We start from the raw sequence: 26,369 nt of genomic DNA, 5'->3' as shown, positions 1-26,369 counted from the left end.
TCGAAGATCCTTGTCGAGTTCGTCGGGTGGGGGGAATTGCTAGCGGAAGGCCGGGTCGTGGTGGTCGTGATCGCGCTCGTTGAGGCGCTCTAAGCGGACCTCTTCGATAAACATGAGGATGTCCGTCACCACGCGGCGGGGCTCCTTGCCATCGCAGCGCACCATGAAGTTGGATACTTCCTCGTAGTATGCGGAGCGCTGGGCAAAGAGCTGTTCGTATTTACTGCGCGGGTCGGCAACATTTAGCAGCGGGCGCGTCTTGGATCCCGAGGTGCGACGCACACCCTCGTCAATCGAGACGTTCAGATACACCACCGTCTGGTCAGCAAGCAGGTCGCGGGTGCTCTCGGTAACGACCGCGCCGCCGCCAAGCGAAACAATCCCGTCGGAGTTCAGTGCCTCGGCGACCACGATGGCTTCCTGCTCCCGGAAGCCTGGCTCCCCCAGCTCGCCCATGATCTGGGTGCAGGTTTTACCGAGCTTCTGCTCCAACAGCTGGTCGGTATCAACCAGCTGCAGGTTCAGGGCGTTGGCTAGGCGCTTGCCGATGGTCGTCTTGCCGGATCCCGGCAGACCCACCAGTACCGCGCGGGGACTCATCGGACTTCTCCGTCCGCCACTTCCCCATCCGCTGCTGCCGTTACCTCACCGGACCAGTTCAGTCGAGAGCTAACGTAGTCCAGGTAAGTCTGCACATTGCGCTTGGTCTCCTCCACCGAATCGCCCCCGAACTTCTTCAATACGGCGCGGGCCAGCACCAGGGCCACCATGGTCTCCGCAACCACACCGGCAGCCGGTACAGCACAGACGTCGGAGCGCTGGTGAATGCCCGTGGCGGCCTCGCCCGTAGCCATATCCACAGTCCTCAGCGCACGCGGAACGGTACTGATCGGCTTCATTGCAGCACGCACGCGCAGCTCCTCGCCGTTCGTCATGCCCCCCTCCAGGCCACCGGCGCGGTTGCTCAGGCGCTGCACACCCCCTGCGGCGCCAGCCTGCATCTCGTCGTGTGCCTCGGAACCGCGACGGCGGGCCTCCTCGAAGCCATCACCGATCTCCACTCCCTTGATGGCCTGAATGCCCATCAAGGCAGCAGCCAGCTGTGCGTCCAGCCGCTCGTCGCCAGAGACGTGGGACCCCAGGCCGATCGGCAGGCCCTTCACAACGACCTCCACGATGCCGCCGAGTGTGTCACCGGACTTCTTCGCGGCCTTGATCTCGTCGATCATGGACTCTTCCGCCGCCGAATCAAAGGCGCGCACGGGGGAAGCATCGATGCTTTCCAGATCTGCAAACTCCGGGGTAGGCCCCGCATAGGGCTCCGAGCGGCCAATGCTGATGACGTGCGACAGCACCTCCACGCCCAAAACCTCGCGCAACAGGGCACGGGCGAACGTACCGGCGGCCACGCGGGCTGCAGTCTCGCGCGCAGAGGAACGCTCCAGGATCGGCCGCGCTTCGGAGTGGTCGTATTTCACCATGCCGGAAAAATCGGCATGGCCCGGGCGCGGGCGGGTCAGCTTGGCCCCGCGTCCGCTGGACATCTCCTTGCCGATCTCCGGATCGGTTTCGTTGATCGGGTCGGCGGACATGATGGTGGTCCACTTCGGCCACTCAGTGTTGCCGATCATCACGGCCACGGGGCTGCCCAGGGTCTTGCCGTGACGCACGCCGCCGACGAAGGTAACCTCGTCCGCCTCAAACTTCATGCGCGCCCCACGACCGTAGCCCAGACGGCGGCGGGCCAGCTGATAAGAAACGTCTTCCCTAGTAACCGACAGTCCGGCTGGGAGGTTTTCGATCAACGAAATGAGAGCCTGGCCGTGCGATTCACCTGCAGTAGTCCAACGAAGCATAAGAAGCATAATACAGGTCACCTGCATGGTTAGCCCCAATGACGTCCCCTTTTATTAACGCAAGATTAGTGACGCCACCACCACCGCCCCCGTTGCCATCAGCATCGCCGGGCCGTGCGGGCTCGCCCTGGCGTGCCGTCCTTTGAACGTGGCTTGAAGGAGGCACTGCAACAGGCCACTGAGCCCCATCGCTGCCAGAGCGCCCAGGGGCGTGGCTGTGGCTGCCAGCGTTCCCGTGGTCAGCGCAAGTTTGCCGTCCCCGCCGCCCGCCTGCAGCCGGGGATGTAACAAAGGCAGCGTAAAGGCAACTGCGCCCCACGCGAGGCCTCCTAGAAGCGCCCAATTGTTAGTACCCGGAACCACCCAGGGCACGCCCATGGCGATCGGAATCGCCGGAAGGGTAAGGAAGTTGGGAAGGCGGGAGGTGTGGGCGTCCAGAATAAAAAGCGCGACGGCCCACGGCACAAACGGTAACAGCCACCAGGAGGCAAGCGAGGAGTCAAACACAGCTCGCACGCTAGCTGACCGTACGGACAGGCAGCGGTTGTGCGAGCCGGCATAAAGGAGGCGCGTGTGGATAAATAAAAGTTATCCACAGGGCAGCGAAACTAGGCTTGCCCCTTGGCCCGCAGCACGGTATCCAGCATCAGCCCCTCCGGGGCGGGACGGCCGGTGAAAAGGCGAAACTGTTCCTCTGCTTGGCCCGCCAGCATGCGCAAGCCGTCGGCATGCGGCACGCCCTTCTCCCAGGCGGCCGTCAACAACGGTGTGGGATACGGATCGTAGATAACGTCCACGATGCCAGCAGCAGCACACAGCCCCTCGGCGAGCTCTTCGGCAGCGTGGGCCGGAATGGTGGAAATCACTGCTGCGGCCGTAGAGCAGGTTTGGGCAACGTCAGTGTCCTCGAAACGGGACCAGGAAAACTCCATACCCAAGGTCTCCACCACGGCCTGCAGGTTGAGGGCGCGCTCGGAACGCGCTAGCACCGTCACCTCGGTGGCGCCGGCAGCCGCCAGCGCAGCCACGGCCGGCCGCGCAGTGCCGCCGTTGCCGACGATCACCGCTTTGGCGCCCTGCAGAGCGGAGGTGTCCCCGCCGTACAGGTGTTCCAGGCAGCGGCTCACGCCATCCACGTCCGTGTTGTCCGCCAACCACTGACCGTCGCCTTGCGGCACGAGGGTGTTCGCGGAGCCAATCTCTTGCGCCCGGCTCGTTGCCAGATCCGCCAACTCCAGGGCGGCCTGCTTGCCGGGCATGGTCACGGAGAAGCCCCGGACCTCATCGTCGGACTCGCCAAGAAGACGGCGAATATCGCGGGACTCCCCCGCCTCCACGCGGACGTAATCCATCTGCAGCTCCAGTGCCGAGTAGCCGGCGGTGTGCAGCTGCGGGGACAGCGAGTGTTCGATCGGGCTGCCCAGCACCGCACATCGTGGGCCGGACAACTCCAGGAATTCATCTACCGTCAGCACGTGGCCTGCGGCGGACATAGAAATTCACCCTTTACGTTGTTCAGTGTTAAATCTGCTCTAGCGGTTTGAATCCAGCACACCGTTGCGGCGTGATTCCTCGATAGCCCGCTCGTGCGCTTCAAAGTCGCGGTTAAACACGGTGCGACCATTGCGGTCCACGGTAACGAAGTACAGCCAGTCGCCCTCAGCCGGGTTCTCAATCGCGTGCAGGGCCTGCTGGCCAGGCGAAGCGATCGGAGTATCCGGCAGTCCCTCCTTGGCGTAGGTGTTCCACGGGGTCGGACGCTTGCGGTCCTCATCGGTGGTGGCAACCTCAACCTCGCTGAGGTCATAGTTCACCGTCGAGTCGAATTCGAGCCGTTGATTCTCGTGCAGACGGTTCAGGATCACGCGGGCTACCTTGTCAAAGTCGCCCTCCGGTGCTTCGCGCTCCACCAGGGAAGCTGCAACCAGCATGTCGTACGGGCTCAGGCCCACATTCTCGGCAGTGGAGACCAGGCCGGTGTTCTCATACTGCTCCTTGGAGGTGCCCAACAGAGACTTCAGAATCTCCTCGGGGCTACCCGTCGGGTCGAATAGGTGCACGCCCGGAGAAATCAGACCCTCGATGCGCTTCGGATCGTCGCCACGCGCGTTCACCGGCTCCAGCGCCCACTCCGCTATATCCAGCTGCTCCGGCGGGGTCTGCGCCGCAGCCGTCCGCAGATCCTCAACGGAGACGCAGGTGTGCTCGTCCTGACAGGTCTGCTCAGAGATTAGGGTGAAGATGCCCTTGCGGTTATCACCACCAACTACCTGCACGTCGTTCAGCGTCAAGCCGTTCGGGATGTCCACCACGCCCCGTCGGCGGTCTTCACTGGATAGCCACTCCAGGGCCTTATCTGCGGACATCTGCTCCTGCAACGGGTAGTAACCCGCCTGCAGTTCTGGGTCTTTACGCTCCGCGGCGGACATCAGGGCGCGGCGAGAACCCACCACGTCTTTGTCCACCAACTGTTCCGCAAGACTATCCACCGAGTCACCCGGGCTTACTCGCACCATCACGACATTGCCGTTGCCCTCGCCTGCGTAGTCGCGCACGGCGACAACATCGCGCTGGTACCAGATGTACGCGCACGTACCGATCAACAGGACGACCAGACCGAGAGCCAGCGCGGCGGCATGCTGTCGGCGCCGTCTAAACTTTGGCTGCATGTTACGGGTCGATCCCATAGGTCAGTTCGGCCTTTCGTCAGGGGTACTCATAAACGTCGGCGCCCATTTTCTCACGAATTGATAAAATTTAGGAAAGCGCGCGCCGCCGCGTGTCTAACCACCCCTGCAGGATATGCACTGCCGCGGCCTGGTCGATTTTCTTTCGTCCTTTTTTACTATTGACGCCAGAGGCGTGAAACGCCTGCGTAGCAGCCATCGTGGACATGCGCTCGTCCACCATGCGTAGCGGAATGTCTGGCAGTTCTTCCTGCACCAGCCGGGCAAACTCCTCGGCATTGAAGGTGCTTTGTGTGTGGTTACCGCGCAGCGCCACGGGCAAACCCACGACAATTTCCACTACGAAGTTCTCGCGGCAAATCTCTACTACTCGCTGCACATCCGCGTCGTCCGCGCTCGCCTGTATTGTCTCCACGGGGGTAGCCAAGATGCAGTCCGGGTCGGAGATCGCCACTCCGATGCGCACGGTGCCCACGTCCAATCCCAGCCGCCTGCCGCGGCCGGGGTCAGTAGATGGGTCTGGCTTCTCGGTCTGCATCTGCAAAAGCTCCCTCCAGCTATTATCCGCGCAGCGCGCCCTTAACGGCCTCGATGCCGGCGGGGATGCCGGCGGCGTCCGTACCAGAGCCCTGCGCCATAGCCGGCTTGCCGCCACCGCGGCCCGCGACCTTCTGGCCGAACGCCTTGACCAGCTCTCCGGCCTTGATTCCCTTGTCCACGGCAGCATCGTTGGCTGCGGCAACGAACGGCACCTTCTCGCCGTCGACAGACGCAAAGACAACTACTGCAGGTTCGGAGCCCAGGCGGTTCTTCGCGTCCATAGCGAGGGTGCGCAGGTCTCCGGCGGCCACGCCCTCGGGCAGTTGCTCGGCCAACACCTTCACGGCGCCGATAGTCTCAGCCTTCTTCACCAGCTCTCCTACCTGGCCCTGCAGCTGCTGGCCGCGCAGCTGCTGGATCTGCTTCTCGGCGGCCTTGAGCTTGGCGGTGAGGGCATCAATACGCTCCGGTAGTTCCTCGCTGGGGGCCTTGAGGCTGCTAGCCAATCCGGCCACCAGGGACTTCTCGGTGCTTAAGAAGCGGAAGGAATCCATGCCTGTGTAGGCCTCGATGCGGCGCACGCCGGAGCCGACGGAAGATTCGCCCAACACGGAGATCGGGCCGACCTGGGAGGAGTGATCCACGTGGATACCGCCACACAGCTCCATGGAGAACGGGCCGCCGATTTCGACGACACGCACCTCGGAGCCGTAGTTCTCGCCGAACAAAGCCATGGCGCCCATCGCCTTGGCTTCCTCCAACGAGGTCTCGATGGTGTTTACTTGGTAGTCGCTGTCTACGGCACCGTTGGCGATCTCTTCGATCTGCCCCAACTGGTGCTCGGTCAACTGTTCGCCGTAGTTGAAGTCGAAGCGCAGGTAGCCCGGCTTGTTCATGGAGCCTGCCTGCACGGCTGTCGGCCCCAGCACCTCTCGCAGGGCGGCGTGGATCAGGTGCGTGCCGGAGTGTGCCTGGCGGGCTTGGTGGCGCCACGCCTTATCCACGGTGGCCTGTACTTTCTGCCCCACAGCCAGCTCTCCGCCGCTGACGGTCACGTGGTGGACCCAGACCTTCTTGCCAACCTTCTGCACGTCCTCGACACGGACGGCTCCGGAGGTGGTGGTCATCTCACCGCGGTCGGCCATCTGGCCACCGGCCTCGGCATAGAAGGGGGTACGGTCCAGGATAACCTGGGCTGTTGCCCCCTCGGAGGCGCTCTCCACCAGCGCACCGTCGCGGATGATGCCCAGCACGGTGGCCTCGTCGGTGAGGTTGTCGTAGCCGGTAAACACGGTCGGCTGGTTATCTACGAACGGGCGGTAGATGGTCTGGTCCACGTGGCCCAGCTTCTTTGCATTGTTGTCGGCCTTGGCACGGGCCTTCTGCTCGGCCATGAGGTTGTGGAAGCCGTCGATGTCCACCTTGAGGCCGGCCTCGGCAGCCATCTCCTCGGTCAGGTCGATCGGGAAGCCGTGGGTATCGTGCAGCGAGAACGCAACGTCGCCTGGCACGGTCTCCTCGCCGCGCGCCTTGGCGCCGTGAGCCCAGTCGTCGAACATCTGGGAACCGGATTCCAGGGTCTTCAGGAAGGACTTCTCCTCCGCCAGCGCCACCGTGCGGATGCGCTCGTAGTTCTCAGCGATCTCCGGGTAAGAAGGCGTCATGGTCTCCCGGACGGTATCCATGAACTTCTCCAGTGTTTCCCCCGTCGCTCCCAGCAGGCGGGCGGAGCGAATGATGCGGCGCAACAGGCGGCGGAGGATGTAGCCGCGGCCTTCGTTGCCGGGCGTCACACCGTCCAGCATCAGCATCAGGCCGGTGCGGGAGTGGTCGGCGATCACGCGGAAACGCACATCGCTGGCATGGTCGGCGCCGTACTTCGCTCCGGTGACTTCCTGTGCCACGTCGATCACGGGGCGCAGCAAATCGGTCTCGTATACGTTTTCTACATCCTGCAGAATGCAGGCCACGCGCTCGATCCCCAGGCCGGTATCAATGTTCTTCTTCGGCAGCTTGCCGACGATCTCGAAGTTGCCCTTGCCTAGGCCCTCGCCGCGCTCGTTCTCCATAAACACGAGGTTCCAGATCTCGATGTAGCGGGTGTCGTCGACAACCGGGCCGCCTTCCTGGCCGTGCTCCGGGCCGCGATCGTAGTAGATCTCCGAGCATGGGCCGCACGGGCCGGGGATACCCATGGACCAGTAGTTATCTTCCATGCCCAGGCGCTGGATCTTGTGTTCCGGCACGCCAATCTTTTTGTTCCAGATTTCCGCGGCCTCGTCGTCGTCGGTGTAGACGGTCACCCACAGTCGTTCCGGATCCAGCCCCAGTCCGCCGTCTTCCACCGGGTTGGTCAGCAGCGTCCACGCGTGCGTTATGGCGCCTTCCTTGAAGTACGCGCCGAAGGAGAAGTTGCCCGCCATCTGAAAGAACGTGTTGTGGCGGGTAGTGATGCCGACCTCGTCGATATCCAGGGTGCGCACGCACTTCTGGATGGAGGTTGCCGTGCCGCTCTCAAACGGCGGGTTCTGCTGCCCTAGGAAGTAAGGCTTGAACGGAACCATGCCTGCGTTGACGAACAAAAGGTTCGGGTCGTCCAGGATCAGCGATGCGCTGGGAACCTCCGTGTGCCCGGCCTTGGTGAAGTGCTCGATGAAGCGCTGGCGGATTTCATGCGTTTGCACGTTGGCTTTACCTCGTCAATATTGTGTCGACTGTCTATGGAATGCGTACATTCTACCCCCGGGTTAAGAAGGAGCGAACGATAGCCCTTAGGCTACTCAAGCGCGCACCGATGGTCTTTTCGTGCCCGTGATTCGTCGGCTGGTAGTAGATCGCGTCGCGCACGTCGTCTGGCAGGTACTGCTGTGGCACCACACCCTTCGGATCGTCGTGAGGGTAAACGTAGCCCACCGCGTTACCCAGCGCCTTCGCGCCTTGGTAGTGCCCGTCGCGCAGGTGCGCTGGCACTGCCCCGCCCTTACCCAACTGCACGTCGCCGATCGCCGCGTTAATTGCGGCGATCACCCCGTTAGATTTCGGAGCGGTAGCCAAGTGAATCGTCGCCTGTGCCAGGTTCAGCCGTGCCTCCGGCATACCAATGAAGCTCACGGCGTGGTAGGCGGCCACCGCCACCTGCAGCGCCTGTGGGTCGGCCATGCCGATGTCCTCGCTGGCATGGATCACTAGCCTACGAGCGATAAACCGTGGATCCTCGCCGCCCTCCAGCATGCGAGCCAGATAGTGCAGTGCGGCATCCGGGTCCGAACCGCGGATCGACTTAATAAAGGCACTGGTGATGTCGTAGTGCTGATCGCCGTCGCGATCGTAGCGCGCCACTGCTTTGTTGAGGGACTTTTTTACTTGGGACGCCACCAGCTCCCCCACGCCATCTTCCCCCTCCGGCTCGACTCCTTCGGCGGCGGCTTCCAGGTACGTCAGACTGCGGCGGGCATCCCCGGAGGCCATGGCGACGAGTTGATCCATGGCATCGGGAGTAACGCGCAAACGCCCGGCGTACCCGCGTTCGTCATCGAGGGCGCGCTGCAGCACGGTGCGAATGTCGGCGTCGCTTAGGGAAGACAGCTGCACTAACAGCGACCGCGACAACAGCGGAGAGACCACGGAAAACGACGGGTTCTCGGTGGTGGCGGCGACCAGAAGCACAGTGCGGTTTTCAACGGCGGCGAGCAGGGCATCCTGCTGGGTTTTCGAGAAACGATGAACCTCGTCGATGAACAGGACGGTGTGCTCGCCGAGAAGCAGGCGCTTGCGGGCTTGTTCGATGATGGCGCGAACTTCCTTAACGCCAGAGTTCAGGGCACTTAAGGCCTCAAAGCGGCGGCCGGAGGCCTGCGAAACGAGGCTCGCAATGGTCGTCTTACCTGTGCCGGGTGGGCCATAAAGGATGACGGAGGTATCGCCCTCGCCTTCAATCAACCGCCGTAGTGGCGAACCGGGGCCGAGGATTTTCTCCTGGCCTACGACTTCGTCCAGGCAACGGGGACGCATACGAACGGCCAGCGGCGCGTGGGCGCCGGGGTGAAAATAGGCCTCGGCAGCACTGCCCTCCTGGTCTTGTGAAAACAGATCGTCCATGACTTGGGCTTCTAAGGGGGCTATTCGTCGCGCTCGTTGGGGAAAGCGCCCAGTTGCGCCAGCACCTTTAACAACACCCGGGCAAATGCTCCAACGGCCTCGAAGTTTTGGGAATCGCGGCGGCGGGAGAATCGCTCAATGGCCTCCACCGTGGTGGCTATATCCTCCAACTGCTCCTCCGACATATGGCGGATAGAGCGCGAGACCTCTTGGTTGTCAGACTCCTCACCGAAAACGAAGGAAGAGTGCTCCGCAACGGAAAGCCGACCGTAGTACATCATGATCAGCGATAGGAAAGCCCAGCCGATCAGGGCGGACATGACCCAGTCGTGGAAAACCTCGTCATCGGAGATCGTGGGCCAGATCTGTTGCGCCTCGGCGCGCCAGGCGGCGAGGAACTCCGTGGTCTCCGGCTCGTCCAATGCGGGGGTGGAGTTATCCTGCGGGAACCCCGCGACGACGCAAGCCACGTCGAAAGCAGCGTCCCGGAAGCCGGCCCATTCGTAGTCCAGCAACACGATGTTCTGGGTGAGCATCACGTTGTCTGGAGCCAGGTCAAAGGGGGTGAAAACCTGGAACTCAGACTTTGTCTGCCGCTCGGCGGCCTGCGTGGCGTAACGCTTTACAACCGGGTCGATGGTCAGGCCATTAGAGGTCATCAGATCCACGCCAGACTGAATGAGCTCCCCGACGTCGATGTCGGATTCTTCGATCGCCTCGGGGCTGATCTGGTGGCGCTGGCACTGCCGGCGCATCAAGGTGGTGTAGGAATCGGCACCGCCGAAGGTGGCAGCGTGCATCTTGCCCAGTGAGCGACCCAGCTTGCGCAGTGCGCCGGTGCGGGACTTGGAATCGTGCAGCGTAAGCACGTCGGTGAAGTTGGTGCCGTCGCCCGCGTCGGACAGCACCAGCAAGCGCTGCTCGATGTCGTAGGCCAGCAACACCGGGCCGGGGCGCACGGATTCGGCCAAAGTGTTGGTGTACTGGTAGGCCACGACTTCGCGGAGCATACCCAGGGCGTCGGGACCAAAGCCGTTGCCGTCGGAGCCAGCAGATTCGCTTTCCCGTGGCAGCTGTTTGATGACAACCGTGCGCTCCTGCAGGAACGGCTCGGCCGAAATACGGCAGCGCAGAACCATCGAGGAACCGCTTCCGCCCAGATCCTGCGGATCGCTGAGCTCGGGCGTACCCCCGAAGCGGGTCGCCAACACGTGGGTTGCCGCCTCGACGGTGGACTCGACTGACTGCACTGCTACTCGCCTACTTTTCCTGCTGAGCCTTCTGACCCTTCGGTGCCTTCTTCGGCTTGAAATCGATGCCGGATTCCTTGCGCTGTGCCGCGGAGATCTCACCCGGAGCGTCGGTCAGCGGATCCACGCCACCGCCGGACTTCGGGAATGCGATGACATCGCGGATGGATTCGAAGCCACCCAGCAGAGATACAATGCGATCCCAGCCGAAGGCGATGCCACCGTGCGGCGGGGCACCGAAAGCGAAAGCGTCCAGCAGGAAGCCGAACTTCTCGCGTGCTTCCTCCTCGGTGATGCCCATGACCTTGAACACGCGCTCCTGTACGTCCGGCTGGTGGATACGGATGGAACCGCCACCGATTTCGTTGCCGTTGCAGACGATGTCGTAGGCGTAAGCCAGAGCCTCTCCCGGGTTCTCGTCGAAGTTATCCAAGTACTCCGGCTTCGGGGAGGTAAACGCGTGGTGCACGGCAGTCCACGCAGAGTGGCCCAGTGCAACATCGCCGGAAGCGGTAGCGTCTGCAGCCGGCTCGAACAGCGGTGCGTCGACGACCCAGGTGAAGGCCCAGTCGCCTTCCTTGATCAGACCCAGCTTGTTGGCGATCTCGCCGCGGGCGGCACCCAGCAGGGCACGGGACGGCTTGGTCTCGCCAGCTGCGAAGAAGATGCAGTCGCCCGGCTTCGCGCCGACATGCTCGGCGATGCCTGCGCGCTCTTCATCGGTGATGTTCTTGGCCACCGGGCCGGAGAGCTCGCCGTCCTCGCCCACCAGGATGTAGGCCAGACCCTTGGCACCGCGCTGCTTAGCCCATTCCTGCCACGCATCCAGCTGGCGGCGAGGCTGATCTGCGCCGCCGTCCATGACAACCGCGCCGACGTATTCGTTCTGGAACACGCGGAAGGTGGTGTTCCTAAAGAACTCGGTGCACTCGGTGATCTGGATGTCGAAGCGCAGGTCCGGCTTGTCGGAGCCGTAGTACTTCATCGCGTCGGCGTAGGTCATGCGCGGAATCGGGGTGGAGATCTCGTAGCCGATCTCCTTCCAGATGGCCACCAGGATCTCCTCGGCCAGGGAGATCACGTCCTCCTGATCCACGAAAGACATCTCCACGTCCAGCTGAGTGAACTCCGGCTGACGGTCGGCACGGAAGTCCTCATCGCGGTAGCAGCGAGCGATCTGGTAGTAGCGCTCCATGCCGGCAACCATCAGCAGCTGTTTAAAGAGCTGCGGGGACTGCGGCAGCGCGTAGAAGGAGCCTGGACGTAGACGTGCCGGCACCAGGAAGTCGCGTGCACCCTCCGGGGTGGAGCGGGTCAGCGTTGGGGTCTCGATCTCGGTGAAATCATGGTCGGCCAGGACACCCCGGGCAGCCTGGTTCACCCGAGAGCGCAGACGCAGCGCATCGCCCTGGGTCTTGCGGCGCAGATCCAGGTAGCGGTACTTCAGACGAGTCTCCTCGCCCACCTCGCCGGAGGTCGAGGGATCGTCGATCTGGAACGGCAGCGCCGCAGCCTCGTTGAGGACTTCCAGCTCGGAGACGTTAACCTCGATGCCGCCGGAAGCCAGGTTCGGGTTCTCCGACCCCTCCGGGCGAGCCTCCACCACACCGGTGACCTTGAGGCAGTACTCGCTGCGCAGGTCGTGCGCACGCTCCGCCACCTCGGACTCGCGGAAGACGACCTGTGCCACGCCGGTGCGGTCGCGCAGGTCAATGAAAATGACGCCACCGTGGTCACGTCGGCGACCAACCCATCCGGTCAGGGTCACTTCATCGCCGATATTTTCTGGGCGCAGTTCGCCCGCAAGGTGTGTGCGCAGCACGTTCCTTAAGTTCCTTCCTCGTTACTTAGCCTTTTTCGACCTTACAGCCTACCTTGTCTGCGAAAGGGTGTGTACGTCGCCCGGGTATGGCACGATTCACTTGTGACTTTTAACAACAATCTGAACAACTATTCCGACCGTGGACAGCGCGGAGGTACCGGCTCCGGCGGAGGCGGTTTCGGCCTCGGGGGCGGGGGCGGCAACCAAGGTGGGGGCGGCGGCCTGTTTACCGGCCTACTTTTTGGCGCCCTCGCTCGCCGCTTCGGCATTCCGGGAATCATCGTTGCCGCCATTCTGGTGTTCCTCTTTAACGGCGGACTCGGAATGTTGGGTGGAAACAATGCCTCAGACCAGCGTGCGGGCGTCAGTAATAGTAGGCAGGGTGAAGGCTTCGAGCACTGCAAGACCGCCGAGGATGCCAACAATCACGATGATTGCCGAATCCTTGCCACGGCGAAGTCCGTAGACCAGTTCTGGGGTTCGGCGCTGTCCGAAGAGGCCGGCGTGGAATACACCGAGCCGGGTCTAGTGGTGGCCGAGGGACAGACGGACACCCGATGCGGATCCGCCAACCTCGCCAGCACCGGGCCGTTTTATTGCCCCGGCGATGAGACGGTGTACATGTCTACGCCCTTCTTTAAGGAGCTAAAACAGATGGGCGGTTCCGATGGACCGTTCGCACAGATGTACGTCACTGCCCACGAGTTCGGCCACCATGTACAAAACCTGGAGGGTAACCTGGGGCTTAGCGACTACGACAATCCAGGCGAGGACTCCAACGCGGTGAAAATGGAAGTCCAGGCCGACTGTTATGCAGGCGTATGGGCTCAGAATGCGGACAAGGGCGAGGACGCTCTGTTGGAGCCCCTCACCCAAGAGCAGGTCGAGCAGGCGATTGATACTGCTCGGTCCATTGGCGATGACGCCATCCAGTCCAGCGCCGGCCAGGAAGTAAATCCGGATAAGTGGACCCACGGCTCGTCCAAAATGCGCGTGGATTGGTTTATGCGCGGCTACCAGGGCGGCACCATGAAGTCCTGCCACCAGGACTTCCAGCGCTAAAGGCGACTATCCGTGGCTAGCCGCCCCGGCTGCCCCCCCTCCCTAGCGCTGCGGCGGCAGGAACGGGCGCAGCCAGTCTGGAACTGCGCTAGCCGGAATCAGGTTATTCACCCAACCCCACAAGCCGGCTCCACCGACACCCAGGGCGAGGATGCCCAGGATGATCGTGGTTATAATGCCCGCCTTGGCGGAGCCGCTGAGCTCCGTCTTGGAACCACCCAGAGACCCGGTGGACCCGCCGGGCTGGTTCGGATCGTTCGGCTCGCCCGGCCCTGGCGCCGGTTTCGGCTCTGCGCCCGGGGCATTGAAGCCCACCTTGATCGGGTCGTGGTCCGATGCGCGGAACACGTTCGGCTCGTAGAAATCAACCGCGTTGTAGTTGCGGCGAGAATACTCGAATGCAACCGACTCGTCGGCGTTGATATCCCATACGTCTGCGCCAGTGGCCATCTGGGTGGCCTTCTCGTTGGCCAGCACGTGATCCAGAGAGCCGAGGCGGCCACCAAACTGGTAGGACTGGCCCGCATCGAATTTGTCCTCGAGGTTGGTGTAGCCGGCCTCCTCGATGATGCGGATTGCATCCTCCTTGGCATAGGCGTTGAAGTCTCCCAGGATGAACTGCGGCTTGTCCTTGAAGTCTGCATCCTCATTGAGCCACTTGACCAGCTGACGGGACATCTCGGCACGTAGCTTGGCATTGTTGCCCTGGCCATCGCCGGTATCCGCGTCATCGCGAGCCACGCTGCCCTTGGACTTGTAGTGGTTCACGACGGCGACGAAAGCCTGCTCGTCCTTCGCACCCTTGTTCTTGAACTGCTGCGCCAGCGGCTGGCGGGCGATGCCATCGAAAGCCTCTACGTCGAGGATCTTGGACTCCCCGACCGGCTCCACCTTCTCCGGCTGGTAGATGAATGCAGTACGAATGACGTCTTCGTTCTTCGCGACTGTCGCCGGGCTGGGAACGTACTTCCAGTTGCCGCCGGCAGCGTTGAGCTCGTCGACCAGGTGCTTCAGGGCTGCGTCTCGATCCTGCTCGAACTTGGAGGAGTTCTCGATTTCTTCCAGCCCCAGCACCGACACATCCAGGGTGTTGATCGCCTTGACGATCTTCTCCTGCTGGTCCTCGAATGCCTCCTCGGTATAGGCACCGCGAACGTTGCACCTGTTAGCAGAGATCGGGTTACCCTCGCGGTCCTTGTAGGCACCGCAGCCGGACTCATCTTGCCCCAGATCCGTGAAGTAGTTCAGCACATTGAAGCTGGCGATGGAGTGGCTACCGCCGACCTCCTCGGGACCGTTCTCCTCGGCTGGGCGGGAGTCCTCCCAGCTGATCGGAAGATCCTTCTGCGCGGTGTCGCCCGTAATCTGGCTGGTCGGCTGCAACAACCACTTCTCAAAGCCGTAGGACAGCACCGTCGGGTTGGCGAAAGTAACCTGATCTCCGGCGCGCAGAGACTTTATGCCCTCGGCAGTCTTCAGGTAGGGCTGCGGGGTGTTCTGCGCATCCTTGTTGCGGAAGTAGTTGAAGGTCGCTCCGTCGTCCAGGGTGACGATCTTCTTGGCATTGCCAGCCTCGTAAGCCTGTGCCTCTGCTCCCGGCGCCACCACGGATGTGGCTTGGTACAGAGGCTCGTTGCCCGCCACCAGGTCAACGGATCCATACTGGTTCAGCTCGTAGTTGTTGGTAACGGTGTAGGTCTCAGAAGGCTGGAACATCATGTGCTCGTTGGCCTCGCGGGTTTCCTCGTCTAGAGGAACGGCGTCCGTGATCGGCTCTGGTTTTTCGCCACAGTCTTCGGCAGGGTTGGTGGACTCGGTGTACTTTGCATAACCGATCTGCGTAGAATCGGCGTGCTCTCCTACCTTGCCCGTAACAACGACGCACTTACCCAGGTCGGCCGGGGTGCCATTCTTGCCGGTGTAGACGAATACGGCTTGAGAGGCCTCTCCCGGCTTGTGCAGGTTCGCCGTGCCTCCTTCCTGAATGGTGAAGCCATCGAATCCCCCGGAAGGGTAGCTAGCGGTTACCCAGCCTGCGGTCTTTACCTCTTTGTCCACCAGCGGGGACACTGCACCCGTGCCCTGGATCTCGGAGATCTTGTGCTCCTCGGCCTCCCCCGGCTGCTCCGGCTCGTTGGGGTCGTCCGGGTTCTCCGGCTGCTCTGGGTTATCTGGGTCCTCCGCGTTCGGGTCCAGTGCATCGCCGCCGCTGTACTTCGGCGCTGGTTTACCGAGGGTGAAATCGGCGCTGTTGTCGTCCGTATCGTTTCCATCTTCACTACGGGCGGCAGCCGTGGTGTTAGAGAGAGCCGCTGTACCAGCGGTCTCGTTCACCGGCGCATTGCCATAACCCACGACGTCGATCGCGGGGTTTCCAGCGGCCCACTTCTCGGAGGAGTTGGTCAGCACGACGGTGCCGTTGGAACCGCTCAGGTCCAGGTTGTCCCCGGTGGCGTCCGAAACAAAATCCTGGGTACCGCCGTTACCCGCAGCGCCCTTGATCAGATAGAACGACTTCGGCTGAATGGTGCCGGAGAGGGCAATGGGCTTGCCGTTGTTGTTGCCTTTGGCGGATAGGTACTGTACGGTCCAGCCGTCGAGGCTGATGGGCTTGTCGGTGGGGTTAAACAGCTGAACATAATCGTTTTTGAGGGTCGCACCCTTATTTCCGCCACCGCCGTATACGGCGCTGATCACGACATTGTCGCCCGCCGGCGTTGCCACAGCCGTCGGGACGGTGAGGACATTAACGCTCAGGGCGAGTGCGCTGAATGTAGCCACAGAGGTGATGTTTTTGAAACGATCCTTCATGGTTATCAACCTTGCTTTCTGGTGAAGTGAGCTCCCGCGGGTAAGGCGGGAGCTCAAAGTGGGTCAGTGTGGTGCTGGTAGTCGGATTTAGATGTGCAGGACGTCGCGGACCCACTGCGGCAGCATGTCGCGGGCCCACTGCGGAACGATGTTGGCGGGGATGCCACCGTTCTTCTGCACCCAGGAAATGGCGGTGGCGCCACCGATGATGACGGCCAGAACGCCGATCACGGCAGCGATGACGCCGCCGGTGGAGGAACCGGACAGGGAGCCGTCAGCACCTGGCTGCTTCTGCTGGTCGGTGCCACAACCGCGCTCGACCTCCAGCTTGCCCTCCACGGAGATCGGGTAGTTCAGCTTGGAACCAGCGTCGGTGGTGATCTGCAGGAAGGCAGCTTCCTCCGGGACCGTCAGGTTAACGGTGGCCTTACCGGTTTCGTCGTGGGAGTCGGTGATGGTGTTGTCCATATCTGCGGAAGCCTCACCGACAGTGATGGCCTTTTCACCCTCGCAGCGCAGGAACTTGGCGGTCGCCGTCTTCGGCTTTGCTTCCGGGCCCGTGTAGCTCAGGGAGCTGAGCTTAACGGTCACGCCCTTGTTCGGGGCCAGGATGGTCCCACGCAGCGCCTCGTCGGTCACCTGAGCCTCGTCCACGCCAGCGCCGGACAGCTGCACGCCGACGGAGGTCTGGTTCGGACGCACGGCAATGTTCTTATTGTCCTTCAGGTAGCGGTTGAACACGTCGATGTCCATCTGGCCCGCGTCCTGGAAGTCACCTGCTGCGAAAGCCTTGTATCCGTCGCCACCTGTCAACAGGAAGCTGGAGCCGGCGATGCGGTAGTTCTTAGACGGATCCAACGGCTCGCCGTTGATGGTGACGTAGGTAACACGCTTGCCCTGCTCCGCATCCGGATCGTAAGCGTACTGGACGTTCTCGGACAGACCCAGTGCCAAAAACGGGCGCTTACCATCGGGCTGCCACTGCTGCTCCAGCGCCTCCTTGAACTTCTCGCCGGAAATTTCAACGACACCCAGGGAGTTGCCGAACGGCTGAACGGCGAAAGCCTCAGCGAAGGTCACCTTGCCGGATGCCAGGTCTTCGCGGACACCACCTGCGTTCATAACGCCGATGTCGGCGTTCAAGTCGGTCAGCTTGTTTACGCCGTACAGGGTGGCGTCTGCGATCATGGAGTTCAGGGAGGACTCAGTGCCGCGGTTGCTGCCGGTCTCGGCACCGGCGTCTGCACCACGGTAGAAATCGTTCTTCAGGTTGGTGACTACTTTGTCGCCCTCAGTTTTTGCCGAGTCCTGCGCCGCAGCGACGATCTTGGACACCTCGGGGTTCGGGGTATCGCCACAACGATCCATCATGTCCTTGGTCGAGCGGTTGGCTGCGGTCACGGACACAACCTTCTTTTCCGCCTTGTCGTAGACAATGTCGATATCAGCCAGATCCATGCCGTAGTTGGCCGGCTGTACCAGTACCGGCTTGCCGTCCAGCTTGCGCAGCACGTGAGTGTGGCCGGCAATCACAGCGTCTACATCGCCAGAAAAGCCCGTGTTGACTACGCCCTCGTGAGCCAGACCCACAATTACGTCGGCCTCACCGCTGTCCTTCAGTCGCTTGGCCTCGGCGTTGGTGGCAGCAACCGGGTCAGTGAAGCTGATGCCCTTGATGCCATCCGGGGAAACCAGATTGGAGGTGGTATCGGTCACGGTGCCCACGTAGCCGATCTTCACGCCGTCCTTCTCGATGACCTTCGACGGTGCCAACTTTGCGCCCTTGACGTTGGCACCGAGGTACGGGAACTTTGCCAGCTTATCGCCGTTCACGCCCACGCGATCCTTCAGGTCATCCCAGCCCTGGTCGAACTCGTGGTTGCCCACTGCGGAGGCCTCCAGACCCATCGCGTTTAGCACGTCGAGGGTCGGCTTGTCCTGCAGGATTGAGGACTCGAACGGCGAACCACCGATGTTGTCACCTGCGGAAACGAAGCTGGTGTTCGGGTTAGCCTCGCGCTCCTTGTTGATGTAGCAGGCCATGACGGCCGCGCCGGGCTCGCTGATCTCGTCCTTGCGGTTCTTGGCCTGGGAAATGTGCCCGTGGAAGTCGGTGATGCCTAGGATATTCAGGCTCACCTGGTCGGCTTCGGCGGCGTAAGCAGGGACGTTCAGACCCGCTAGGGCCAGGGTCGGCGCCATGGCCATGGTCATGACGGCGCGAGAACTGCGGCGAGATAGTTTAAACACGGTGGGGTTACTCCTCGTTGAAATTTAGCGTCAGCAAGTTGCACAGCGTAGATGTGTAACAACGATGGAGAGCTAACCACCGTTAGCCATTCTTGTCTTGGCAAGAACCTGCTCGAAAAGCCCCGCTACCTGCCACTTCACACTAGGTAACAAAACTATTAATCTTTAATTCACCATAAATACCCCCGCGTAGTGTTACGCGAGGGCAATGGTGTGGCCAGTGTTATTTCGGCGGTGTTTTAAGCGTCGGCCGTCTTTTCCGCGAGCAGCTCCACAACTGCTGCCAGATCCACCTCGTGCTGCTCGTGGGCTGCGAGATCCTTGACCGTCACGGTCCCCTCAGCCAGCTCCTTATCACCCAGCACCAGGGCATACAGTGCACCGGCACGGTCGGCGCCCTTCATCGCACCCTTCAGCCCGCGGTCGCCGTAGGACATGTCGGCGGAAATACCGCGGCCACGCAGATCGTTAATGATGCCCACCATGCGCCGCTTGGCCTCTTGCCCAAGTGCCACGCCGAAGACATCAACCCTTCTTCCTGTTGACGCCTTCTTCTCCTCCGCTTCCAGCGCCAGCAGCGCTCTATCCACGCCCAACCCGAAGCCGATTCCGGAAAGGTCCTGACCGCCCAGCTGACCCATCAGACCGTCGTAGCGGCCACCGCCACCGATGCCGGATTGCGCGCCCAGGCCGTCGTGGACGAACTCAAAGCAGGTCTTGGTGTAGTAGTCCAGGCCGCGCACCATCCGCGGGTTGATGGTGTAGCCCACGCCCAGGTCGTCGAGCAGCCCGGTCACGGTCTCGAAGTGCTCGCGGGAGGAATCGCTGAGGTGGTCCAGCATCAAGGGAGCCTCGGCCAGCATCTCTTGCATCTCGGGGCGTTTATCATCCAGGACGCGCAGCGGGTTTAGCTGCGCACGGCGCTGGGTATCCTCGTCCAGCGGCAAAGTTGCCAGGAAGTCCTGCAGCTTCTGCCGATAGGCCGGACGGTCGTCCCAGTCTCCGAGGCTTGTCAGCTCTAGACGAAAGCCATTCAGACCGATGGAGGTAAAGCAGCGGTGTGCCAACGCGATAACTTCAGCATCCAGCGCCGGATCGTCCACGCCGATGGCTTCCACGCCCACCTGCTGCAGCTGGCGGTAGCGGCCGGCCTGCGGGCGCTCGTAGCGGAAGAAGGGGCCGTTGTAGACAAGCTTGACGGGCAGCTGCCCGCGGTCCAGGTTGTGCTCGATGACGGATCGCATGACGCCCGCCGTGCCCTCCGGCCGCAGAGTCACCGAACGGCCGCCCCGGTCGGCGAAGGTGTACATTTCCTTCGACACGACGTCGGTGGATTCGCCGACGCCCCGGGCGAACAGAGAGGTCTCCTCGAAGATCGGCAGTTCCACGTGCTCGTAGCCTGCGGCGTGCGCGGCGCCGGTAAAGGCATCCTTTACCGCCTTGAACTCCGCCGATGTCGGCGGCACGTAGTCCGGCACGCCCTTCGGCGCGCTAAGCGCCTTAAACTTCTCGGTCTTAGGCTTCTGGGACTTCTGTTGCTTCTTCTCGCTCTCAGTCACAAGTGAACAGTCTACTAAACGGCTATTGCACTGCCGCCAGGAAACTATTCGTCCGCTTTTCTTCGCCAATCGTGGTGTGCGGTCCATGTCCCGGCAGCACAATGTCCTCGTCGGCGAAGTCGGTGGTCAGCTTTTTGAGGCTCAGCATCATGTCCTCCGGCGAGCAGCCGGGCAGATCGGTGCGGCCCACTCCCCCGCGGAACAAGACGTCGCCGCCGAAAATCAGCCCGCCCACGCGGAACATCACGTGCCCCGGCGAGTGGCCTGGCATGTGGTGGATATCAAACTCCGCGCCACCGATACTGATGGATTCGCCCAGCGGGCGAATATCCTCGATCTCCGGCATGTTCGCCACGTCGAAAGGCTGCGCCAGCGGGCTGGCCGCCTGGTCCATCTCCAGCATGAAGCGATCCAGCTCATGAACATACACGGGCACTCCAAAGGCTCCAGCGTCGCGGATGTGGTCGATGTGCCCGTGGGTTAATACGACCTTTTCCACGAAGAAATTATGCTCTTCGGCGAGCCTCTGGATGTTGTCGAAGGCACCCATTCCAGGGTCTATAACGACCGCCGGGGAGTTTTCCCCCGCGGCGGCGTCCGAACCATCAATCACCACATAGCAATTGGTCTCGAAAGGTCCGGCGGGAAAGCTCAGTATCTGGGTGGTATCCGGCAGGTTTACTTTATCTGCACTCATGCCACCCAACCCTAGCGAACGGCGCGCACGGGGCGTGCCCCTACGCACGATTCGGCCAGTGTATAGGGCATAATGGTTCACCGTATCTAGCACAAGAAAGGGTCTGGAAGAACGTGTCTGAAAAGAACTACCCGAACGAGGCGAAGCGCGACGAAGCGCTCAAGGAGCTGGAAAAGGCTCTAAAGTCCCGCGAGCGCAAGGCCAAGATCGCCCCGCTGGGCGTGGTGGCCGCAACTCTCGCGGTGCTGGTGGTTATCGTCGGCGGCATCTGGTTCGCCACCACCTACACCTCTGACGAGGGTGAAGATCAAGTCGCAGAAAGCGAAGAGCAGACCACCGAGCCGGAGGTAGAGGCCGTAGCAATGCCCGACGGTCCGGCGAAGCCCTACGGCGATACCGTGAAGTGTGAATATAAGAAAGATCCTCAAGGCAAGCTCAGCGAGGCCGGGCTGCCAAACGGCAAGGACGTCACCGCCAAGGGCACCCAGAAGGTCACCTTGACGATGAACGGAAAGAAGGTCGGCCTAAAGCTGGCTAACGACAAGTCTCCGTGCTCCACCAACTCCTTCGCGCACCTCGTGGAAAAGAAGTTCTACGACTCCACCAAGTGCCACCGCTCCGTGAAGTCCGATTCTATGACGATTCTGCAGTGCGGCGACCCAGAGGGCAGCGGCGCCGGCGGCCCGGGTTACTCCTTCCCAGATGAGTTCCCGACCAACGGCGTGGAGGAAGACAAGGCCGAGACCCCGGTCAACTACAAGCGTGGCACCCTGGCCATGGCCAACAGTGGCCCGGATACCAACGGCAGCCAGTTCTTCCTGGTCACCGGCGATACCACCCTGCCGCCGAAGTACAACGTCTTCGGCACCATCGACGAGGACGGTCTCAAGGTGCTGGACGAGCTGCTGGAGAAGGCACCGGAGGGCGACGCAGCCCCGACCGAGGACATCAACATCGAGTCCGCTGTACTGGGCTAAAACGCTAGAATGCTAGAACGGCGCTGGGCTACACCGGTGCCCTAGCCGCCCGTCGTCACCCGGTAGACGTCGTACACGCCCTCGACGTTGCGTAGCTGGTTCATCATGTAACCCAGCTGCTTCGTGTCCGACACCTCGAAAGTAAAGCGGATCGTCGCCACCCGATCGCCGGCGGTGTGCGAGTTCGTAGCGATGATCGGCACCTTCTGCTCCGAGACCACGCGCGTGACCTCCGAAAGCAGACCGTTGCGATCCAGCCCCTCGATCTGGATTGTGACCATAAACACCGCATTGTGGAAACTGCTTGCCCACGACACCTCGATGATGCGCTGCGTTTCTTGGTGTAGCTTCTCCGAGTTGGTGCAGTCCGTACGGTGGACGCTTACACCCCCACCCTTGGTGATAAAGCCGAAGATCTTGTCTCCCGGCACCGGGGTGCAGCACTTGGCCAGTTTCGCGGAGAAGTCTGCCTCGCCCTGCACGAGTATTCCAGAACCATCGCCACGCCCCTCCTGTGGAGTGTTCGCGATCTTCGACGTCGCCGGGCCCGACTGTAGAACGTCATCTGCCTCGGATTCGGTCTCGAGGCCTTCCACCAGGCGGTGGCACACGTTCCCTGCAGTAATCTCTCCCCGTCCAATTGCCGTGTACAGCGCTTCGACGTCCGAGTAGTGCAGCTCGCTGGCCAGCAAACGCAGCGATTCGTGCGTAAACAGCCGGTGCACCGCGAGGCCACCGCGCTGCGCCTCCGCAGCTAGCAGGTCGCGCCCCTTCTCGGCGGCTTCCTCCCGGCGTTCCTTGGCGAACCACTGGCGAATCTTCGCCTTCGCCCGGGGCGAGACGACAATGTTCATCCAGTCCTTCGACGGCCCCGAGTTTTGATCCTTAGAGGTAAAGACCTCCACCTTGTCGCCAGTCTTGAGCTTGGACTCCAGTGCGACTAGCTTGCCGTTGACCTTGGCACCGATACAGCGGTGCCCAATCTCGGTGTGCACCGCGTAAGCGAAGTCGATCGGCGTGGAACCATTCGGCAACGTAATCGCGTCGCCCTTCGGGGTGAACACGAAGATCTGGTTCGTAGAGAGGTCGTAGCGCAGCGAATCCAAAAACTCGTTCGGATCCGCGGCCTCTTTCTGCCAATCCAACAGCTGGCGCATCCACGCCATCTGGTCCACCTCGGCAGACTCGCTGTTGTTGTTGCCCCGGGTTTCCTTGTACCGCCAGTGCGCCGCGATGCCATACTCGGCGTTGTGGTGCATCTCGTGGGTTCGAATCTGCACCTCCAGTGGCTTCGTATCCGGGCCAATCACCGTGGTGTGCAGCGACTGGTACACGCCGAACCGCGGCGAGGAAATATAGTCCTTAAACCGCCCTGGCATCGGCTGATACAAAGTGTGGATCGCGCCGACGGCCGCGTAGCAGTCCTGCACGCTGTCCACCAAAATCCGCACGCCGACCAGGTCAAAGATCTCGTCGAAGTCGCGGCCGCGGACGATCATCTTTTGGTAAATGGACCAGTAGTGCTTCGGGCGCCCCTCGACGGTGGCGTGGAGCGAGCTGCGCGACATCGCCAACTCGATCTCCTGCTTCACCTTCGCCAGGTACTGGTCGCGCTTCGGCGCACGGTCGGCCACGAGTCGCACGATCTCGTCGTACTTCTTCGGGTACAGGATCGCGAAGGCCAGGTCTTCGAGCTCCCACTTGACGGTCGCCATGCCCAGGCGGTGAGCCAGCGGAGCGATTACTTCCAGGGTCTCGCGCGCCTTCTTCGCTTGCTTCTCCGGAGGCAGAAAACGCATGGTACGCATGTTGTGCAGACGGTCGGATACCTTGATCACCAACACACGCGGATCCTCGGACATGGCGACGATCATCTTGCGTATCGTCTCTGCCTCCGCCGCAGATCCCAGCACCACCTTGTCCAGCTTTGTCACACCGTCTACCAGGCGCGCAACCTCGCTACCGAAGTCACGGGAAAGGTCCGCCAGCGAGTATTCCGTGTCCTCCACCGTGTCGTGCAACAGTGCGGCCACAACGGTGGTGGTATCCATGCCGATCTCCGCGGCGATCGTCGCTACGGCCAATGGGTGCGTAATGTACGGTTCACCGGACTTGCGCTTCACGCCCTCGTGCAGCTTTTCAGCTGTGGCATAGGCTCGGTTTAGCAGCGCCAGGTCGGCGCGCGGATGGAAGCGCCGATGAACGGAAATGAGCGGCCCCAGTACCGGGTTGATCTTCGGTTTACCGGTGCCAGTGAGGCTGCGCGCGATGCGGGCCGCCATCCACAGCGAGCCCTTTTCGTTGCTCATTGCTGCTTTAAGTCCTGCCTATTTCTTCTCTTCTTTTTATTGACGCCGCCTGCGCCAATAACGACCCAGCGTATCTAGCCGGCCTGGTCCACCACGTAGAGCGGAAGATCCTTTAGACGGTCGCGACCGTCTAATGCGGCTACCTCCAGTACTACGCCCAGACCGCAGACGTTTGCCCCCGCCTTCTGAAGAAGTTCACGGGAGGCACTCAGCGTACCGCCGGTGGCGAGAACGTCGTCGATCAAAAACACGTTCTTACCCTGCAGCGGTATGGCGTTGCCTGCTGGGATCTCTAGTGAGGCCGTGCCATACTCCAAAGAGTAGTCCACGTGGTGAACCGGAGGCGGCAGTTTGCCGCCTTTACGTACCGCCAGAATGCCCACGCCCAATTCGTAGGCCACGGCGCTTCCCAGCAAAAAGCCGCGGGCGTCCAACCCACCAATCAGGTCGATATCAAAATTCCGGCAGTGGTTAGCCAGATCCTTAACCAGAAGCCTGAATGCTCCTGGGTCCGCCAACACCGGCGTTAGGTCTTCGAAGACGATGCCGCGGGAGGGGAAATCGGGGACAATCCGGATAAGCCGGCGGAGTGCCTTAGCGGCCGTCTCCGTTGGCTGGGCCATGCTGTCGTGGTCGGCGGAAGTCACGCTCTTGAATCCTCTTTTCTGTGTGCGGCGGCGACGCGTCTACTTTAGCGCCGTCCTCAGCCTTGTTGCTGGGTCTATGGCTTTTCGCCTGAGTTGCTGGGCGATTCCGGTTCGGGGGACTCGCTGGCCTCTGTACCATTTGCCCCTTCGTTGCCCGCGTCGGACGCGCGGCCTGTGGCCACCGGCTCGTCGGCTTCCACCCAACGATCCATGTTCCAGCTCACTCCCGTATCCGAGGAACTATCCAGCACGTTTGCTGCATGCACCTCGGCGAGGATCGTGCGAGGTTCGGTCACCAGAGGCAGTGTCATCGCCTGCTCGGCCAGGATCGTCTCGGCCACTCGGATCTCCTTGAGGCCAGATGCCTGCGTGGAGTTCACCTCCGAATTGCGCCCAGTGGCCGAACGAGTATCCAACGCCACGTCGTAGTCCACGCCCAGCAGGCCAAAGTCCTCTGCCTTGCGAGGTATAGGCTCAATAGTCACACCGGCCTTTTCACAGCTGGTCTTCAACGCATCCACAATCTTCTTATACCGTGGCACGCTATCCAGGAACCCGACACGGATGGTCAGCCCGTTGAGCAGCGTTCGAGCTTGCTGGGTATCCACGTCGGTGTTACGGCCGTTGATGTCGTCCAGGTAGCTGCGCAGCGGATGCATAGAACCGATCACCCGCAGGCCGGTGGGTTGCACGGGCGCACCGGTCTCCTCTTCCACCGACTGGGCAATGGCCTGCCGATCGATACAAGCATTGAGCGCACGTCGGGTTGCTGGAGCCTGCAGCACCCCCAAATCGGATAGTCGCAGGGTATCTGCGCGCTCCGAGTTGCTCTCAACCACGCGGAAGTCGTCGCCGTTCACACCCAGCTCAGCGACCACCTTCCCGGGCTTATCACCAGCTCCGCGGCTAATATCCACCACGGATAGCTGCTTGTCTTCCGCGAGCTGTTGCACATCCGCGTCCTGGGGCCACAGGTATACCGGGGACTGGGTGGCTTCCACGCCTCTCCACTCCGGATTCTTCTCCAACTTGAGCGAGCCATCGTCCTCCCGGGCGGCAATCTTGTACGGCCCGGAGGTCGGCACCTTAGACGGATCCGTGGTCTCGAAGTTGAACACGTCCTGCCACGCCTTACCCAAGTCCGTCAGTGCCTGCTCGTCCATGGAGTCTATAGCCACAACCACATCGTCCACTCCAGCCTTTTCGCTGACAATGTGGGAGGGCAGTACCGTGCCGGGCCCGAACAGTTCGCGATAGCGGGCACCTCGCTTGTCGGCGAACTGCACACTGAATTGCTTGGCTCCGGCAGTGCAGTCCACGTTCTGCACCTGGCCAAACAACGGCATGTCGGAGCCAAACAGGTCAGGGCGCTTGCTGGCCTGATAGGTCAGCAGAAAGTCGTCGCACACCACCGGCTGGGAGTCTGAATAGGTCGCGTCCGCGTTGATGGTGTAGTCCACCCGGCGAGGGTCGCCCGGGGCGGGCTTGGCCGTCACCAGGTCGCCGTTGGGCAAGATCTGGCCGCGCGGCCCCGCAATAAATGCACCGGGGTACAGGCGCGCGGACACCTTCGCGGCGTCCGTCGCGACCCCCACTCCGGTGCCCGCATTGGAGGTCACTAGGTCGCTGGTCAGCACGTAGCCGAACTGCTCCGGTGGCGAACTCAGGGGCGTGCCCTCAGAACACCCAACTAGCCCCGCCCCAGCCAGAGTGGTGGAAAGTAACAGCGCTGCCGTGACCTTGGCAGACCGTGCTGCGTGCGGCGTGCGGTTCACTGGGAGCCTCCTGAAAAAAATGCCTAGCT

At 61.9% G+C, this 26,369-nt stretch carries 19 protein-coding genes; 2 read left to right on the top strand and 17 right to left on the bottom strand.

What is annotated here, in order from left to right:
• Window positions 1–39 precede the first annotated feature (39 nt).
• The 10 genes from ACKFRT_RS02865 to aspS all read right to left on the bottom strand — a co-directional run bounded on the left by ACKFRT_RS02865 (window position 40) and on the right by aspS (window position 12,253).
• Window positions 40–600, bottom strand: coding sequence for a shikimate kinase (locus ACKFRT_RS02865; RefSeq protein ID WP_408925678.1), 561 nt, complete (start codon window positions 598–600; stop codon window positions 40–42).
• Window positions 597–1,856, bottom strand: coding sequence for a chorismate synthase (aroC, locus tag ACKFRT_RS02860; protein WP_408925677.1), 1,260 nt, complete (start codon window positions 1,854–1,856; stop codon window positions 597–599). The genes ACKFRT_RS02865 and aroC overlap by 4 nt, the downstream gene beginning before the upstream one ends.
• 54 nt (window positions 1,857–1,910) lie before the next feature.
• Window positions 1,911–2,363: a prepilin peptidase gene (locus ACKFRT_RS02855; protein ID WP_408925676.1), complete on the bottom strand. Its 453-nt coding sequence runs from the start codon at window positions 2,361–2,363 to the stop codon at window positions 1,911–1,913.
• A 101-nt stretch (window positions 2,364–2,464) separates the two neighbouring features.
• Window positions 2,465–3,349 (bottom strand): shikimate dehydrogenase, encoded by an 885-nt coding sequence (locus ACKFRT_RS02850; protein ID WP_408925675.1) that lies wholly within the window; start codon window positions 3,347–3,349, stop codon window positions 2,465–2,467.
• A gap of 39 nt (window positions 3,350–3,388) precedes the next feature.
• Complete coding sequence (gene mltG / locus ACKFRT_RS02845) at window positions 3,389–4,525, bottom strand: endolytic transglycosylase MltG (protein WP_408925674.1); 1,137 nt, start codon at window positions 4,523–4,525, stop codon at window positions 3,389–3,391.
• An 88-nt stretch (window positions 4,526–4,613) separates the two neighbouring features.
• Window positions 4,614–5,081: a Holliday junction resolvase RuvX gene (ruvX, locus tag ACKFRT_RS02840; RefSeq protein ID WP_408925673.1), complete on the bottom strand. Its 468-nt coding sequence runs from the start codon at window positions 5,079–5,081 to the stop codon at window positions 4,614–4,616.
• Between the two features lie 22 nt (window positions 5,082–5,103).
• Entirely contained in the window at window positions 5,104–7,767 is a 2,664-nt protein-coding gene (alaS, locus tag ACKFRT_RS02835; RefSeq protein WP_408925672.1) for an alanine--tRNA ligase, read from the bottom strand.
• A gap of 52 nt (window positions 7,768–7,819) precedes the next feature.
• Complete coding sequence (locus tag ACKFRT_RS02830; protein ID WP_408925671.1) at window positions 7,820–9,181, bottom strand: replication-associated recombination protein A; 1,362 nt, start codon at window positions 9,179–9,181, stop codon at window positions 7,820–7,822.
• Between the two features lie 20 nt (window positions 9,182–9,201).
• Window positions 9,202–10,431, bottom strand: coding sequence for a phosphotransferase family protein (locus ACKFRT_RS02825; RefSeq protein WP_408925670.1), 1,230 nt, complete (start codon window positions 10,429–10,431; stop codon window positions 9,202–9,204).
• Window positions 10,432–10,441: 10 nt separating this feature from the next.
• The gene (aspS, locus tag ACKFRT_RS02820) at window positions 10,442–12,253 is read right to left on the bottom strand and encodes an aspartate--tRNA ligase (RefSeq protein WP_408925669.1); all 1,812 of its coding nucleotides are present in this window, start codon (window positions 12,251–12,253) and stop codon (window positions 10,442–10,444) included.
• 102 nt (window positions 12,254–12,355) lie between these two features.
• On the opposite strand from aspS, the gene ACKFRT_RS02815 reads away from it, so the two are divergent.
• The gene (locus tag ACKFRT_RS02815; RefSeq protein ID WP_408925668.1) at window positions 12,356–13,315 is read left to right on the top strand and encodes a neutral zinc metallopeptidase; all 960 of its coding nucleotides are present in this window, start codon (window positions 12,356–12,358) and stop codon (window positions 13,313–13,315) included.
• A gap of 42 nt (window positions 13,316–13,357) precedes the next feature.
• Here ACKFRT_RS02815 and ACKFRT_RS02810 read toward each other — a convergent pair whose 3' ends face one another.
• The 4 genes from ACKFRT_RS02810 to ACKFRT_RS02795 form a co-directional block, all read right to left on the bottom strand.
• Window positions 13,358–16,126 (bottom strand): ExeM/NucH family extracellular endonuclease, encoded by a 2,769-nt coding sequence (locus ACKFRT_RS02810; RefSeq protein WP_408925667.1) that lies wholly within the window; start codon window positions 16,124–16,126, stop codon window positions 13,358–13,360.
• An 87-nt stretch (window positions 16,127–16,213) separates the two neighbouring features.
• Entirely contained in the window at window positions 16,214–18,376 is a 2,163-nt protein-coding gene (locus ACKFRT_RS02805) for a bifunctional metallophosphatase/5'-nucleotidase (RefSeq protein WP_408925666.1), read from the bottom strand.
• A 239-nt stretch (window positions 18,377–18,615) separates the two neighbouring features.
• Window positions 18,616–19,935 (bottom strand): histidine--tRNA ligase, encoded by a 1,320-nt coding sequence (gene hisS, locus ACKFRT_RS02800; protein WP_408925665.1) that lies wholly within the window; start codon window positions 19,933–19,935, stop codon window positions 18,616–18,618.
• A 22-nt stretch (window positions 19,936–19,957) separates the two neighbouring features.
• Entirely contained in the window at window positions 19,958–20,632 is a 675-nt protein-coding gene (locus ACKFRT_RS02795; RefSeq protein WP_408925664.1) for an MBL fold metallo-hydrolase, read from the bottom strand.
• A gap of 113 nt (window positions 20,633–20,745) precedes the next feature.
• Between ACKFRT_RS02795 and ACKFRT_RS02790 the strand changes: the two genes are divergently transcribed.
• Window positions 20,746–21,609 carry a peptidylprolyl isomerase gene (locus ACKFRT_RS02790; RefSeq protein ID WP_408925663.1) on the top strand — a complete coding sequence of 288 codons (864 nt, stop codon included), beginning with the start codon at window positions 20,746–20,748 and terminating at the stop codon, window positions 21,607–21,609.
• A gap of 41 nt (window positions 21,610–21,650) precedes the next feature.
• Here the strand turns inward: ACKFRT_RS02790 and ACKFRT_RS02785 are convergent, their stop codons facing one another.
• The 3 genes from ACKFRT_RS02785 to ACKFRT_RS02775 form a co-directional block, all read right to left on the bottom strand.
• Window positions 21,651–23,918, bottom strand: a complete 2,268-nt coding sequence (locus tag ACKFRT_RS02785; RefSeq protein ID WP_408925662.1) for a RelA/SpoT family protein — start codon at window positions 23,916–23,918, stop codon at window positions 21,651–21,653.
• A gap of 74 nt (window positions 23,919–23,992) precedes the next feature.
• A complete protein-coding gene (locus ACKFRT_RS02780) occupies window positions 23,993–24,541 on the bottom strand; it encodes an adenine phosphoribosyltransferase (RefSeq protein ID WP_296215137.1) in 549 nt (182 codons plus the stop codon).
• 98 nt (window positions 24,542–24,639) lie between these two features.
• Complete coding sequence (locus tag ACKFRT_RS02775; protein ID WP_296215093.1) at window positions 24,640–26,340, bottom strand: ABC transporter substrate-binding protein; 1,701 nt, start codon at window positions 26,338–26,340, stop codon at window positions 24,640–24,642.
• Window positions 26,341–26,369 lie beyond the last annotated feature (29 nt).

The organism is Corynebacterium jamesii (assembly GCF_046097395.1).
GTDB lineage: Bacteria > Actinomycetota > Actinomycetes > Mycobacteriales > Mycobacteriaceae > Corynebacterium.
Note: the sequence above shows the minus strand (reverse complement) of the source record. Positions and strands in the feature narration are given on the sequence as shown.